Source organism: Microvirga lotononidis (assembly GCF_034627025.1).
Taxonomy (GTDB): domain Bacteria; phylum Pseudomonadota; class Alphaproteobacteria; order Rhizobiales; family Beijerinckiaceae; genus Microvirga; species Microvirga lotononidis.
This window is the reverse complement of record NZ_CP141048.1, coordinates 2,887,399-2,900,010: the sequence shown is the minus strand read 5'-3', so window position 1 is coordinate 2,900,010 and position 12,612 is coordinate 2,887,399. Positions and strand designations below refer to the sequence as shown.

The following is a 12,612-nucleotide window of genomic DNA, read 5'->3' as shown; positions in this document are numbered from 1 at the left end:
GTTTTAGCGGCGCCGGAACTGCTGATTGCCGCGCTGCGGCGGGCGCGGACCGGAAGAGGCACCCGAATCCTTGTGACGGAAGATCAGTCGGCCCTTTTCCAGATCGTAGGGCGACATCTCGACGGTCACGCGGTCACCGGCCAGGGTCTTGATGCGGTTCTTCTTCATCTTTCCGGCCGTGTAGGCGATGACCTCGTGTCCGTTGTCGAGCTGCACGCGGTAGCGCGCATCGGGCAGAATCTCGGTCACAAGTCCCTCGAAGGTGATTAGTTCTTCCTTTGCCATGCAAAGCCTTTCCCATAACAAAAAAGCCGCCCCTGAACCGGAACGGCTATCTGCAAGAGGACGTGCGGGGCACGCCCTCCGGCATTAAACCTTACGCGTTCTGCAGGTTCACTGCAGACTGGCGGCCGGTGCGCTGGTCGGTCTGAAGCTCGTAAGAGATCTTCTGGCCTTCGCGCAAGCCGCGCATGCCGGCCCGCTCGAGAGCGGTCGCATGAACGAACACGTCCTTGCCGCCGTTGTCGGGCTGGATGAAACCATAACCCTTGGTTTCATTGTACCACTTCACGGTTCCCTGTTCCATTGGGAAATCCTTTTCACTGTCGATTGCACGTGGATGAGGGCCTGGGGCCAGCCACCCGTTAGTCGATAGATGGTAGAGAGAAGGAACGTGCGCCCGGCAGTGCCAAAGCGGGAAGCCCAGTCGTCCGGCCAAATGTCGATGGCCTGTACCTAAGGCACAGATGGGGCAATTACAAGGCAAAGGCCCGGCCGGGAGAGGAACGGCACGGCTGTGGAGAATCAGGGATTCCGGCCGCTCTGGCGGATCCCGGACACGATGTGCTGCAAGGCTTCCTCACCGGCCAGGGTGAAGACGATCTCCTGCCCGTCGGACTTGACGAAGCCCCGTCCGTCGAGTTCGTCCACAGCGGCGTCGCTGGCCTTGTGGCCGACGCCGTCCTTCTGGACCACGCCGCGGATCCGCTGACCGCTCGACAGCTCGTGATAGGCGGCGAAGGCGAAGACCGCCAGCGCGTCGTCGCTCAAACCGGACAGATCCGCCATCTTGCACCTCGGCTCGCTCGAGAATTCCGTTCCGGTCAATGCGGGCTGCGGCCCAAGCGTTCAAGCGCGGCCTTGGAAAAACCTCGGCGGGTTGTGGCGTTCACACCCAGGAACACTCGCCCGGCCTTCACGTTGGTTGCGCGACACCACCCTCCGGGTGGCCCGTTTCATGATGACGAGGAGCACTCCCATGGCCCATGAACGCCGCTACGGAAATCAGGATTTCGACTGGCGCGACCGCGAGGACGAAGGCTACATCGCCCGCCGAGGCTTCGGCAACCGGGCCGCGGGATACGAGCGGGGTTCCCGGTCGGGAGAGGACGACGGCTGGCGCCTGGAGCGTGAAGTCCGCGAGCGCGATTACGGCGACTCGGCCGGCTACGGCAGCGGCGGCTCGTCCCTGGACTGGCGCGATGTGGTCGGCGAGGATCGCGGGGGCTATGAGAGGCCCTTCTTCGGCTCCGACCGCCGCCGCGACCCGGATCAGTTCGGGCAGGACCGGTATGGCCGGAACCGTTCCGGATCGGAGAGCTTCGGACGCGGCTCGCGCGACTACAACGAGGATCGCGGCTTCTTCGAACGGGCGGGCGACGAGGTCCGGTCCTGGTTCGGCGACGAGGGAGCGGAACGCCGCCGCGAACGGGACATGCGCGAGGTCGGCATGCATCGAGGGCGCGGGCCGAAAGGTTATCAGCGCTCGGACGCCCGCATCACGGAAGACTTGAACGATCGTCTTACGGAGGATCCGCATGTCGACGCGTCGGAGATCGAGGTGCGGGTGGAGAACCGTGAGGTGACGCTCACCGGCACCGTGAACAGTCGCTTCGAGAAGCGGCACGCGGAGGATCTGGCCGAGGCGGTCTCCGGCGTCACTCACGTGCAGAACAACCTTAGGGTCCAGCAGCAGGCGGATGCGGGGATTGGCGGTTCTACGATGTCGGGCGTAGGCGCGGCGGGCGCGGGAAGCACCGGCTTGGTGGAAACCTCCGGCGCCGGCCGGGCCGCTTCGACCCGGCGGCGACCGGGCGGCTCTTCGGAAAGCGGGATCTGACCCGCCCTGCCCCGGTTTACCAGGCTGTGCTTCTCCCCTTGGGGGCGAGGCACATCTGTCGTACGAAGGTCGTAGCCTTTCCCTGACACAGGCGCTCCCCATATGGGAGATGGGAAAGACGAGGACGCTTATGGCAGGTATTTCAGTCACGCTCGAAGGCGACAACATCCAACTGGCATTCCAGAAGGGCGAGCAATCGACCGCCGTGGTCATGGATCCTCATGCTGCACGCTCGCTCGTCAGGGCCGTGAGCCAGTTGCTCACCGCCATCGGCGAATCCTCCGAGGAGGGCGGCGACGACACCCCGGAAGAGCTGGTGGACGTGACCTCTCAGACCATCGACGTCGGCATGGACGAGCACGGCATGGCCGTGGTGGCTCTCCAGGCCGGCATGATGCCGCCCTTCCTGTTGCGCCTCAAGGACGACGAAGCCCGCCACATCGCCCAGAGTCTGCTCGAAATTCTCAACAGCCCGCGCGATGTCCGTGTCTCGCACGGAGATCATTAGGGCGTTCTTCGGCGTCGTGGATCCGGTTCGGTGCGCGAGAATCCGGCACAGCTCCAAGCTCAAGAAAGCTTGATCCGGGCCTGCCGATCCTTCCGGCATTGAACTCGGCCGGTACGGAACTTCACTTCGGCCATTCTGTTGTCGAACGCGGGGCATTCTTGGCCGCGCTTGGACAAGGCCATGGCAGTTCACGACCCAGATCTCGTTTCAGGTTCCCATCACGGCGTCCCTCTCATGGATGCCAAGGCGGAACCGACCCTCAAATACCCGGAATCCGAAGCCTTCTATGCCGAGGCTCTTCGGGAGCTGAACAACCTCGGCCTGCCCTTCCTGCTCGCCGGCACCTATGCCCTATCGGCCTATACGGGGATCACCCGGCCGACCAAGGACCTCGACATCTTCTGCAAGGCCGGCGACTACACCCGCGTCCTGTCGCATTTCAAGAGCATCGGCTATTCCGTCGAGATCGAGGACGACCGCTGGCTCGGCAAGGTTTTCAAGGGTCAGTACTTCTTCGACGTGATCTTCGCCTCGTCGAACGGCACCATGCCGATCGGCGACCAGTGGTTCGAGCGCGCGCGCCAGATCGAGGTCTTCGGCACCCCGGTTCGTATCGTCGGGCCGACCGAGCTCGTCTGGTCGAAATGCTTCATCCAGCTGCGCCACCGCTATGACGGCGCGGACGTGGCGCACACGATTCTGAAGGCGCACGACCAGATCGACTGGCATGCCCTGCTCGCCTACATGGAAGTTCATTGGGAGGTGCTGCTCATGCACCTGCTCAACTTCCGTTGGATCTACCCGTCGGAGCGCGACAAGGTTCCGCGCTGGGTGATGGACGAGCTCCTCGACAGGCTTTCCAAGCAGCTCGATCTTCCGCCGCCGCAGATGAAGGTCTGTCGCGGACGAATGTTCTCCCGCATCGATTACGAGATCGATGTCAAGCAATGGGGCTTCGCCGATGTCGGCGGCGAAGGTGAATGGCGGAATGAGTGACGAACCACAGCACGTCATGAAGGTCGCGGCCATGGGCGACCTTCATGTTCGCGAAGACAACTGGACGTCCTATCGCGACCTGTTCGGCGAAATCTCAAGGGAGGCCGATGTCCTGGTTCTTGCCGGGGATCTCACCGATCTCGGCAAACCGAAGGAAGCCGAGCTTCTGGCGCAGGACATCAAGTCCTGCTCGGTTCCTGTGGTCGGCGTTCTCGGCAACCACGATTACGAATGCGGTGCGCACGAAGAGGTGACGCACATTCTCCGCGATGCCGGCATGCGTATCCTCGACGGACAATCCGTCGAGATCGACGGCGTCGGTTTCGTCGGCGTGAAAGGCTTCGCCGGCGGCTTCGGGCGCCGCATGCTGGGCTCTTTCGGCGAGCCGGCCATCAAGCAGTTCGTCGGCGAGACCATGAACGAGACGCTGCGGCTCGAAAACGCCATGCGCCAGGTGCGTGCGAAGCGCTCCATGGTCATTCTCCACTATGCGCCGATCACCGACACGATCGAGAGTGAGCCGCTGGAGATCTATCCGTTCCTGGGCTCGTCACGTCTGGCGGAGACCATCGACCGCTTCAAGGTCAGCGCCATCGTTCATGGCCATGCGCATCGCGGCCGCTTCGAGGGACGCACGCCCGGCGGCCAGCCGGTCTACAACGTCGCCAAGCATATCGAGAAGCCGAACGGCAAGCCTTACGCCATCATCGAGATCTGAGCCGGCGCCGAGGTCGCTGCCGGCTCAGCACGGGCCGACAACCCGGATCAGAATCGCGTACCGGGATCCGTCGGGTTGCCCGGAAGGTAATCGGGTTCGGAGCCTGGCCCCTTCGGATCGGTGATGCCCGGATCGTTGACGGGATACGGCGTGCGCGGTCCCGTCGGACCGATATCCGGCTCCTCGTCGGGCATGGATCCGGGCGGCACCTCGCTCGGGATGTTGCCGCCGGGAACAGGATCGTTGGTCGGCAGTCCTGGATTGGTCATCGTTTCTTCCTCTTTTCCAAAGCCATGACTGGGTCAACAGGAGCGTCCCGCCAGGGTTCCACCGAGCGGAACCCCTCATCTTTCCATCCGTTTTCAGACAGATCCCTCAATGAATGGAGAATGCGATGCCTGACATTAAACAGGCCAAGATCCTCATCATGGCGACCGATGGCTTCGAGGAATCGGAACTCACGGTTCCGCAGGGAAAGCTCGCCGATGCCGGTGCGACGGTCGAGATCGCGGCTCCGAAATCGCGCATGAAGTCCGGCAAGATCTACGGCTGGGACAAGACGGATTGGGGCAAGACCGTCTCCGTCGACAAGGACCTCGAGGATGTGAACCCGGCCGACTACGATGCGCTCGTCCTGCCCGGCGGACAGATCAATCCCGACAAGCTGCGCACCGAGCCCAAGGCGCTCGAGATCATCCGTGCCTTCTATTCTTCCGGCAAGACCCTGGCCGCCATCTGCCACGCACCCTGGCTTCTCATCGAGGCCGGCGTGATCAAAGGCAAGCAATGCACGTCCTATCACTCGATCAAGACGGACGTGATCAATGCCGGCGGCCAGTGGCGGGACGAGACGGTCGTGACCGATCAGGGCCTCATCACCAGCCGCAACCCGGGCGATCTCGATGCCTTCGTAAGCAAGATCATCGAGGAAGTCCGCGAAGGTTCGCATGCGGGCCGGCGTGCGGCGGCCGAATAGGTCCCGTCTCCCCATCCCGAACACAAAAAAGCGGCCGGTGGAGACCGGCCGCTTTCGTATTCGCGTGATCGGGAATTAGGCCTGCTGGATCGCCGAGACCTTCCAGGAACCGCCCTGGTCCCGGCGGAAGGTCCAGAGCTCCGTCGCCTCCTCGACCTTGTTCGGGTCGCCTTCCACCACACGGCCCGTAGCCCGGTCCGTCATCACGTCGGTAATGCCGAAGCGCATGGCGACGGTCGCGTAATCCGTGCTGCCCTCACGCCAGGCTTCCGACAGATCGCCTTGGTTCAGGCGCACATTGGAAAGCTTGTTCACGACGCCGCGGGCCGCGTTGTCGTTGAGCTCTTCCTGGATGTAGCCGGCCATCTCGGGCGTGGCGAGCTGCCAGAGCTTCGCGACGTCTTCGCGCGAATAGGCGTCCTGCATCTCGACGAGGCCGCGCTCGAAGGCAGCGTAATCGCTCTCGCCGATGCCGATCTCGTCTCGCACGCCCGGCCGGGCCTGAGCCTGCTGGGATCGGCCGCCGAGGGCGCCGCCCAGGGCACTGCCGAGACCACCGCCTAAACCAGCCCCCAAACCGCCGCTCATGGGCCGTCCGCCCGTCGGCGGCACGCTGCCGCCCATGGACCGGGCATAGCCCTGATCAGGGCCGGCATAGGCCGGCTCCTGGCGCCTGCGGAACCACTTCATGGCGAATGAGACCAGCAGGACCACGAGGCCGATCTGGAGCAGAAGGCCGAAGATCGAAGCAAGGCCGCCGAGGCCGCCGAAGAAGCCATGGCCGAACAGCATGCCGAGCAGGCCCGCGCCAAACAGGCCGGCCATCAGGCCCGTGCCGAAGCCGAAACGGCGCGGCTGCGCCACGTTCGGGGCCGGTGTACCGGGCCGGGTCATGTTCGGACCCTGGTTCGGAATCTGCGAGCGCTGGATCGGGGCCGCCGCTTCGGGCGCCGTCCGGGTCGCCGGCGGAGGTGTGTAGGTGCGTGCACCGCGCGAGCCGAAACTGCTCCGGCCGCCGACGCGAGCCTCGGCCGCACTTCCGGCAAGGACCAGGGCCGCCGCTAAGGCGACCATCACCCGACTGCGGCGAGAAGCAAATTTCATCATCGTGTCTGTTTTCCATCCCTCTGGAGCACAATGCTCCTTGGGCCCCATGTGGTGATAGCCGGAGGGTTTCGGAAGGGCTGAGCCATTCGATTTTGGCCGCCGCTGTCGCGTTCGTGAAAGCCAGAGGCGACAGCGGCGGCGCGTCGACCTTAACGCCCCTGCTTCTGCTTCAGCTGATCGATCCGCTTCGAGGCCTCGGCCTTGTCGAGACCGGGATCGAAAGCCTTCGGATCGTGGGCCTGCTCGGACAGGGTCTTCAGATACGAGGCTTGGGCGCCGGTCATCGGCTCGTCGCCGGAGACCCACTCGTCCGGATCCTTGATCTGGTTGTCGGAAGGATCAGGATGAACCTTCGGGTTATCTCCCTCTGCGGAAGATTTATGGTTAACCGCAGTGCGGCTTGCCGCTTTACCTTGCGAAGACATGCAGGACTCCTATTGTTCTCATTTTGTTCCAAAGCGAGAACACACTTACAGAGCCTTGGTTCCTCAAGGAAAGGAGGATTAACCCGGCCGATTAATCCCCGTTATCCACAGATACCGACCTCGACTCGCCGCCAAGCTTATGTTCTTGATTCGTTCTAGCACATCGTACGGACCCAGAGGGACGCGTCAGCGAAAAGTGGATCCGGTTTTCCGCACGATGCGCTCATCAATGGCGGGAGCATCGGATGGATCCCAAAAGTGCAAATCCACTTTTGGGTCCGAGGCTCTGGATCAGCAAGCAGGTGGCGGGATGCGCAAACCGACCGGGCTGGAGCGGCTCTACGTCGACTTCGATTCCTTCTTCGCCAGCGCCGAGCAGCACCTTCAGCCGCATCTGCGCGGCAAGCCGGTCGGGGTGATCCCAGTCGATTCCGAGCACACGGGCCTCATCGCCGCCAGCCGGGAGGCGAAGGCCAAGGGAATCAAGCGCGGCACCTTCGTGCGCGACGCCCGCAGGCAATGCCCCGACCTCGTTCTCGTGACCGCGCGGCACGAGCTGTATGTGGACCTGCACAAGGACATCATCCGGACCATCGAGACCGTTGTTCCGGTCAAGGCGGTCTGCTCCATCGACGAGATGCTCTGCGCGCTCCTGCCCGCCGAGTGGTCGCGGGCGCTCGACATCGGGCGGCGCGTCAAGGAGGCCATTGCCGCCGGGATCGGCCCGACCCTCACCTGTTCGGTCGGCCTCGGCCCCAACGACCTCCTGGCCAAGATCGCGGCCGAGATGGAAAAGCCCGACGGCCTCGTGGCCCTTCATCCGGATGATCTGCCGGGACGCCTGCTTTCCCTGGATCTGACGGATATCCCCGGCATCGCCCAAGGCAATGCGGCGCGCCTCGCCCGTGCCGGAATCGCCGACATGGAGGCCTTGTGGCGGCTCCAGCCCAAGGAGCTGCGCCGACTCTGGGGGAGCGTCGAGGGAGAGCGGCTCTGGATGGGGCTCCACGGCTATACCGTGGAACGCCCCGAGACTCAGCGCCGGATGTTCGGGCATGGACGGGTTCTGCCGTCGGACTGGCGCTCCCTGAACGGGGCCTATGCGGCGGCACGGGTTCTCCTCGCCAAAGCTGCGGCCCGCATGCGCCGCGCCGGCTTCTCGGCCCGGACGCTTTCCCTCTGGCTGACGGACAGGAACAGCGCCGGATGGTATGGGGAGGAACGCTTCCGGCCGACCTGGGACGACCCCTCCCTGCTGGCCTCGCTCAGCCGCCTCTTTCTCCATGCCGAACGGGAGGAAATGCATCGCAGCCGCAGCGTGCATGTCGCCCTGCACGATCTGGTGCCGCTGGGCGAGATCGAGGACGATCTGTTCGACCACACGCCGGAGGCGCAGCTCAAACGCCGGATGGAATATCTGTCGACCATCGCCGACCGGCTGAACGGAACCCACCGCAAGACCCTCCTTCACTGGGGGCCCTGGGTCACGATCCCCGGCGGCTATGCCGGGGCGAAAATCGCCTTCAACCGCATTCCCGATGCGGAGGATTTTTAGATCTCGTACCGCCCTGGCCGTGCCTGGACCCGATCCGGGGATCAGTCCCGGCGATCCCGATATGGTTAGGCTCGGTGCTTCAGAGGATCGGGACGGACGGCACTGGTCCCCGGATCAAGTCCCGGGAGGCCATGACGACGTGGTTGTCATTCCCGGCCGGAGCGCAGCGGAGGGGAAGGGAATCCATGGCTCGACGCTTGATCGTGGATCCCTTCCCTCGCTCCGCTCGCCGGGGATGACACCACCGCACGGCCGGGACCACCCCCGCCACGTCATCACCGGCCTTGTGCCGGTGATCTCGATCGGAAAGGCGCGGCGCTTCACCAATCGGGATGGCCGGGTCAAGCCAGGCCATGACGTGGGAGGGTGTCGTCCCGGTCTCGCCAGGACGATCCTTCGAGACGCAGGATGAGGGTGGAGGAGCGCTCCTCCCCTCGAAGGGTGTAAGGCAGTACCCGCGAGCGCGTTACGAACGAGATCGTCGAATGAGGGCTTGGGGGCGTGGCTGCAGGGCGACTTAAGCCGCCTTGCTCTTAGGCTGCACCTCGGCCGAGTAGTCCTCCATCAGCACCTTGGTCATGTTGCCGGGCTGGAAGCGGTAGGGACCGATCTCCGACACGGGCGTGACCTCGGCGGCCGTGCCGGTGATGAAGCACTCGTTGAAGCTCGGGAGCTCCTCCGGCATGATCCGGCGCTCTTCCACCCCGAAGCCGCGACGCTTGGCGAGATCGATCACCGTACGGCGGGTGATGCCATCAAGGAAGCAATCGGCGATCGGCGTGTGAACGACACCGTCGCGGATGAAGAACACGTTGGCGCCGGTGCATTCGGCAACCCGGCCCTGCCAGTCGAGCATGAGCGCATCGGCATAGCCCTTCCGCTCCGCCTTATGCTTGGAGATGGTGCAGATCATGTAGAGACCCGCGGCCTTCGCGGCCGATGGGGCCGTGGCCGGATCGGGACGGCGGTATTCCGCCATGTCGATGCGGATGCCCTTCATCTTCTGAGCCGGGTCGAAATAGCTCGGCCATTCCCAAGCTGCGATGGCAAGGTGGATCTTGTTGTCCTGCGCGGCCACGCCCATCATCTCCGAGCCGCGCCAGGCGACGGGACGCAGATAGGCGTCCTTCATCCCGTTCTTCTCCAGGACGAGGCGCTTGGCCGCATCGATCTCGGCCACCGTGTAGGGGATCTCGAAATCGAGGATTTGGCCCGATTTCTTGAGGCGCTCGGAATGCTCGGTCGACTTGAAGATCTCGCCGCCATAGGCCCGCTCGCCTTCGAACACGGAGGATCCGTAGTGCAGACCATGCGAGAGAACATGCAGCTTGGCGTCCTTCCAGGGTACGATCTGCCCGTCGTACCAGATCCATCCATCACGTTGATCGAAGGGGGTCGCGGACATCGTTCTTCTCCTTGAATGCCGACCTTTGTGGCAACCGGGGCCGTGTAATTTCCGGTTCGCTAACGGGCGATTTCAATTTCATTCATTTCGCCGAAGCGGCTTGACGAGTAACAATCGTCCTGAGATATGTCAACAAGGCTGACATAAAAATTGGGAACAGGATGGTGCCAGACGCAATTCCGGCTTTGAAGGCTCAGCAACCCGGCAAGGATGTTCTGGTCGAGCAGCCCGCCTACGACCTCATCGAATTGTTTTTCTTCGCCTATCGCGACTTCGTCAGCGATCCCGACAGAATCCTGGACGAGTACGGCTTCGGACGGGCCCATCACCGGGTCCTGCACTTCGTCAGCCGGCAGCCGGGCCTGACGATCGCTGAACTCCTGGACATTCTGAGGATCACGAAGCAGAGCCTCAACCGGGTCCTGAAGGAACTCATCGAAAAGGACTTCATCGAGAGCCGGATGGGCACGTCCGACCGGCGCCAGCGGCTTCTCTTCGCCACGTCCAAGGGCCACGATTTGGCCTTGAAGCTCGCCAAGCTGCAGACCCGCCGCATCATGCGGGCCCTGTCGGACATGGACCCGGAGGCGAAGGAAACGGTCAGCCGCTACCTTCTGAGCCTCATCGATCCGGACGACAACGCCCATGTGAAGCAGCTCGTATTCGGTCCCAAGAAAACCTGATAAGCAGGATCCGACAAAGCAGCTTGAAGCCTGATGGACGCACGCATCGACATTCCCGACCATGCCCCGCACGTGCTGGTGGTGGACGACGACCGCCGCCTGCGCGACCTTCTGACTCGCTTTCTCACCGAGAACGGCTACCGGGTCACCGCAGCCGCCAGCGCGGCCGAGGCACGGGCGAAAGCGGGCAATTTCGTGTTCGACGCCCTCGTGCTCGATGTGATGATGCCCGGGGAGACGGGGTTCGACTACGCCCGCTCCTTACGCGAGCATTCGCAGGTCCCGATCCTGATGCTCACGGCCCGGGCGGATGCCTCCGACCGGGTGACGGGACTTGAAATCGGCGCGGACGATTATCTGCCCAAGCCCTTCGAGCCGCGCGAGCTCCTGCTGCGCCTTGGCAACATCCTCAAGCGAGCCCTGCCCGTGCCGGGCGCGCCGGGCGACGACGCACCGGAGATCATCCATTTCGGTCCGTTCTCGTATCGCTTCGACCGCGGGGAGCTGCGGCGCGGGGACGAAATGGTGCGCATCACGGAGCGGGAGCGCGAGATCCTGACGATCCTCGGCAGCCATGCCGGCGACAACGTTCCGCGCGAGGCGCTTGCCGGCAACGGCATCGCGGCCAACGAGCGCACGGTGGACGTGCAGATCAACCGGTTGCGGCGCAAGATCGAGATCGACCCCGCCAATCCCACCTTCCTTCAGACCGTGCGCGGTATCGGCTATCGCCTCGTGATCGACCGATGAAGATCGGAGCGACCCTGCGCTATTCGCCTCTCGACCACGCCGCGCGCTGGTTCGGCCGCTTCCTGCCGAAAGGGCTCTACGCCCGCGCGCTCATCATCATCATCGCGCCCGTCATCCTGCTGCAATCCGTCGTCGCCTACGTGTTCATGGAGCGCCATTATCAGCTCGTCACCCGGCGCCTGTCCTCGGCGGTGACCGCCGATATCGCGGCCCTCATCGACATCTACGAGAGCTACCCGCAGGACAAGGATGCGAGCACCCTGTCCCGCATCGCGTCGGAACGACTGCAGCTCGACGTCGACATCCTGCGCAACACCGACCTGCCGCCGCCCGGCCCCAAACCCTTCTTCGACATTCTCGACGAAACCCTGACCGACGAGTTGCGGCGCCAGATCGATCGTCCGTACTGGATCGATACGGTCGGTCGCTCGAGCTATGTGGAGATCCGCATCAAGCTCGATCAGAACGACGTCATGCGCGTTCTGGCGCGGCGAAGCCAGGCCTATGCATCGAACTCGCACATCTTTCTCGTATGGATGGGCGGCTCGTCCTTCGTGCTGCTCGGCATCGCGATCCTGTTCCTGCGCAATCAGATCAGACCGATCCTGCGCCTCGCCGAGGCCGCCGAGGCCCTGGGCAAGGGACGCGAGATCGAGTTCCGCCCGCGCGGTGCGCGCGAGGTGCGCCAGGCCGGCCACGCCTTCCTCGAGATGAAGCGGCGCATCGAGCGCAACATCGAACAGCGCACCACCATGCTGAACGGCGTGAGCCACGACCTGCGCACCATTCTCACGCGCTTCAAGCTCTCGCTCGTCTTCCTCGGCCAGACACCGGAAGTGGAGGACCTCAAGCGCGACGTGGACGAGATGAGCCGGATGCTCGAAGGCTATCTCGCCTTCGCGCGGGGCGACGGCGGCGATGCGGGCGAGCAGGCGGTCGCGACGGATCTGCGGCAGCTCCTCGAGGAGGTTCAGTCGGATGCAGAGCGGCAGGGCCATGTGACGGAACTCGACATCATCGGGGATCCCATCATCACCGTTCGCCCGGATGCATTCCGTCGCCTTCTTTTCAACCTGGTCGGCAATGCGGCGCGCCATGGCGACCAGATCGAGATCACGGCCAATCACGAAACGCGCTGGCTCGTTCTGCATGTGGACGACGACGGCCCCGGCATCCCGCCCGAGATGCGTGAGGAAGTCTTCAAGCCCTTCGTGCGGCTGGATGAAGCGCGCAATCAGGACGAAGGCGGATCGGGCCTCGGCCTCGCCATCGCCCGGGACGTCGCCCGGTCCCATGGCGGCGACATCGTGCTGGGCGACAGCCCGCTCGGAGGCCTGCGCGCGACGGTGCGCCTGCCGGCCTGAGACCCG

The 12,612-nt window shown here is 63.9% G+C and carries 16 protein-coding genes; 9 read left to right on the top strand and 7 right to left on the bottom strand.

All coding sequences use genetic code 11. The annotated features are described in order from the left end of the window. Positions 1-3: 3 nt before the first annotated feature. The 3 genes from infA to U0023_RS13735 form a co-directional block, all read right to left on the bottom strand. Entirely contained in the window at positions 4-285 is a 282-nt protein-coding gene (gene infA, locus U0023_RS13745) for a translation initiation factor IF-1 (RefSeq protein WP_009494617.1), read from the bottom strand. Positions 286-376: 91 nt separating this feature from the next. Continuing rightward, on the bottom strand, positions 377-586 hold the full coding sequence (locus U0023_RS13740) for a cold-shock protein (RefSeq protein ID WP_009494616.1): 210 nt from the start codon (positions 584-586) through the stop codon (positions 377-379). Positions 587-804: 218 nt separating this feature from the next. Then, entirely contained in the window at positions 805-1,068 is a 264-nt protein-coding gene (locus U0023_RS13735; protein WP_009494615.1) for a hypothetical protein, read from the bottom strand. A gap of 190 nt (positions 1,069-1,258) precedes the next feature. Between U0023_RS13735 and U0023_RS13730 the strand changes: the two genes are divergently transcribed. The 4 genes from U0023_RS13730 (at position 1,259) to U0023_RS13715 (ending at position 4,341) form a co-directional block, all read left to right on the top strand. Then, positions 1,259-2,119: a BON domain-containing protein gene (locus U0023_RS13730; protein WP_009494614.1), complete on the top strand. Its 861-nt coding sequence runs from the start codon at positions 1,259-1,261 to the stop codon at positions 2,117-2,119. Positions 2,120-2,249: 130 nt separating this feature from the next. Continuing rightward, positions 2,250-2,627 carry a hypothetical protein gene (locus U0023_RS13725; RefSeq protein WP_009494613.1) on the top strand — a complete coding sequence of 126 codons (378 nt, stop codon included), beginning with the start codon at positions 2,250-2,252 and terminating at the stop codon, positions 2,625-2,627. Between the two features lie 180 nt (positions 2,628-2,807). Continuing rightward, complete coding sequence (locus tag U0023_RS13720; RefSeq protein ID WP_154661283.1) at positions 2,808-3,623, top strand: nucleotidyltransferase family protein; 816 nt, start codon at positions 2,808-2,810, stop codon at positions 3,621-3,623. Next, positions 3,616-4,341, top strand: coding sequence for a metallophosphoesterase family protein (locus U0023_RS13715; RefSeq protein ID WP_040639659.1), 726 nt, complete (start codon positions 3,616-3,618; stop codon positions 4,339-4,341). Before U0023_RS13720 ends, U0023_RS13715 begins: the two co-directional genes overlap by 8 nt. A 47-nt stretch (positions 4,342-4,388) precedes the next feature. Here the strand turns inward: U0023_RS13715 and U0023_RS13710 are convergent, their stop codons facing one another. Then, positions 4,389-4,610, bottom strand: coding sequence for a hypothetical protein (locus U0023_RS13710; protein ID WP_009494610.1), 222 nt, complete (start codon positions 4,608-4,610; stop codon positions 4,389-4,391). Positions 4,611-4,735: 125 nt separating this feature from the next. Between U0023_RS13710 and U0023_RS13705 the strand changes: the two genes are divergently transcribed. Then, positions 4,736-5,317, top strand: a complete 582-nt coding sequence (locus tag U0023_RS13705; RefSeq protein ID WP_009494609.1) for a type 1 glutamine amidotransferase domain-containing protein — start codon at positions 4,736-4,738, stop codon at positions 5,315-5,317. Between the two features lie 75 nt (positions 5,318-5,392). Here the strand turns inward: U0023_RS13705 and U0023_RS13700 are convergent, their stop codons facing one another. Both U0023_RS13700 and U0023_RS13695 read right to left on the bottom strand, forming a co-directional pair. Then, positions 5,393-6,424, bottom strand: a complete 1,032-nt coding sequence (locus tag U0023_RS13700) for a Tim44 domain-containing protein (protein ID WP_009494608.1) — start codon at positions 6,422-6,424, stop codon at positions 5,393-5,395. 149 nt (positions 6,425-6,573) lie between these two features. Beyond that, complete coding sequence (locus U0023_RS13695; RefSeq protein ID WP_009494607.1) at positions 6,574-6,849, bottom strand: DUF3072 domain-containing protein; 276 nt, start codon at positions 6,847-6,849, stop codon at positions 6,574-6,576. A 310-nt stretch (positions 6,850-7,159) separates the two neighbouring features. On the opposite strand from U0023_RS13695, the gene U0023_RS13690 reads away from it, so the two are divergent. Beyond that, the gene (locus U0023_RS13690) at positions 7,160-8,404 is read left to right on the top strand and encodes a Y-family DNA polymerase (RefSeq protein WP_009494606.1); all 1,245 of its coding nucleotides are present in this window, start codon (positions 7,160-7,162) and stop codon (positions 8,402-8,404) included. 517 nt (positions 8,405-8,921) lie between these two features. Here U0023_RS13690 and U0023_RS13685 read toward each other — a convergent pair. Then, complete coding sequence (locus U0023_RS13685; protein ID WP_009494605.1) at positions 8,922-9,809, bottom strand: branched-chain amino acid aminotransferase; 888 nt, start codon at positions 9,807-9,809, stop codon at positions 8,922-8,924. 161 nt (positions 9,810-9,970) lie between these two features. Here U0023_RS13685 and U0023_RS13680 point away from each other — a divergent pair, with 161 nt between their 5' ends. Genes U0023_RS13680 through U0023_RS13670 form a run of 3 tightly spaced genes read left to right on the top strand, consistent with a single transcriptional unit; the run spans position 9,971 to position 12,606 of the window. Beyond that, positions 9,971-10,492 carry a MarR family winged helix-turn-helix transcriptional regulator gene (locus tag U0023_RS13680; RefSeq protein WP_009494604.1) on the top strand — a complete coding sequence of 174 codons (522 nt, stop codon included), beginning with the start codon at positions 9,971-9,973 and terminating at the stop codon, positions 10,490-10,492. Between the two features lie 33 nt (positions 10,493-10,525). Beyond that, on the top strand, positions 10,526-11,242 hold the full coding sequence (locus U0023_RS13675) for a response regulator (protein WP_009494603.1): 717 nt from the start codon (positions 10,526-10,528) through the stop codon (positions 11,240-11,242). Continuing rightward, on the top strand, positions 11,239-12,606 hold the full coding sequence (locus U0023_RS13670) for an ATP-binding protein (RefSeq protein ID WP_009494602.1): 1,368 nt from the start codon (positions 11,239-11,241) through the stop codon (positions 12,604-12,606). The genes U0023_RS13675 and U0023_RS13670 overlap by 4 nt, the downstream gene beginning before the upstream one ends. Positions 12,607-12,612 lie beyond the last annotated feature (6 nt).

Excerpts from the sequence above, each read along its gene's own strand:
- infA (WP_009494617.1), bottom strand. The coding sequence starts at position 285 with ATGGCAAAGGAAGAACTAATCACCTTCGAGGGACTTGTGACCGAGATT.
- U0023_RS13740 (WP_009494616.1), bottom strand. The coding sequence starts at position 586 with ATGGAACAGGGAACCGTGAAGTGGTACAATGAAACCAAGGGTTATGGT.
- U0023_RS13735 (WP_009494615.1), bottom strand. The coding sequence starts at position 1,068 with ATGGCGGATCTGTCCGGTTTGAGCGACGACGCGCTGGCGGTCTTCGCC.
- U0023_RS13730 (WP_009494614.1), top strand. The coding sequence starts at position 1,259 with ATGGCCCATGAACGCCGCTACGGAAATCAGGATTTCGACTGGCGCGAC.
- U0023_RS13725 (WP_009494613.1), top strand. The coding sequence starts at position 2,250 with ATGGCAGGTATTTCAGTCACGCTCGAAGGCGACAACATCCAACTGGCA.
- U0023_RS13720 (WP_154661283.1), top strand. The coding sequence starts at position 2,808 with ATGGCAGTTCACGACCCAGATCTCGTTTCAGGTTCCCATCACGGCGTC.
- U0023_RS13715 (WP_040639659.1), top strand. The coding sequence starts at position 3,616 with ATGAGTGACGAACCACAGCACGTCATGAAGGTCGCGGCCATGGGCGAC.
- U0023_RS13710 (WP_009494610.1), bottom strand. The coding sequence starts at position 4,610 with ATGACCAATCCAGGACTGCCGACCAACGATCCTGTTCCCGGCGGCAAC.
- U0023_RS13705 (WP_009494609.1), top strand. The coding sequence starts at position 4,736 with ATGCCTGACATTAAACAGGCCAAGATCCTCATCATGGCGACCGATGGC.
- U0023_RS13700 (WP_009494608.1), bottom strand. The coding sequence starts at position 6,424 with ATGATGAAATTTGCTTCTCGCCGCAGTCGGGTGATGGTCGCCTTAGCG.
- U0023_RS13695 (WP_009494607.1), bottom strand. The coding sequence starts at position 6,849 with ATGTCTTCGCAAGGTAAAGCGGCAAGCCGCACTGCGGTTAACCATAAA.
- U0023_RS13690 (WP_009494606.1), top strand. The coding sequence starts at position 7,160 with ATGCGCAAACCGACCGGGCTGGAGCGGCTCTACGTCGACTTCGATTCC.
- U0023_RS13685 (WP_009494605.1), bottom strand. The coding sequence starts at position 9,809 with ATGTCCGCGACCCCCTTCGATCAACGTGATGGATGGATCTGGTACGAC.
- U0023_RS13680 (WP_009494604.1), top strand. The coding sequence starts at position 9,971 with ATGGTGCCAGACGCAATTCCGGCTTTGAAGGCTCAGCAACCCGGCAAG.
- U0023_RS13675 (WP_009494603.1), top strand. The coding sequence starts at position 10,526 with ATGGACGCACGCATCGACATTCCCGACCATGCCCCGCACGTGCTGGTG.
- U0023_RS13670 (WP_009494602.1), top strand. The coding sequence starts at position 11,239 with ATGAAGATCGGAGCGACCCTGCGCTATTCGCCTCTCGACCACGCCGCG.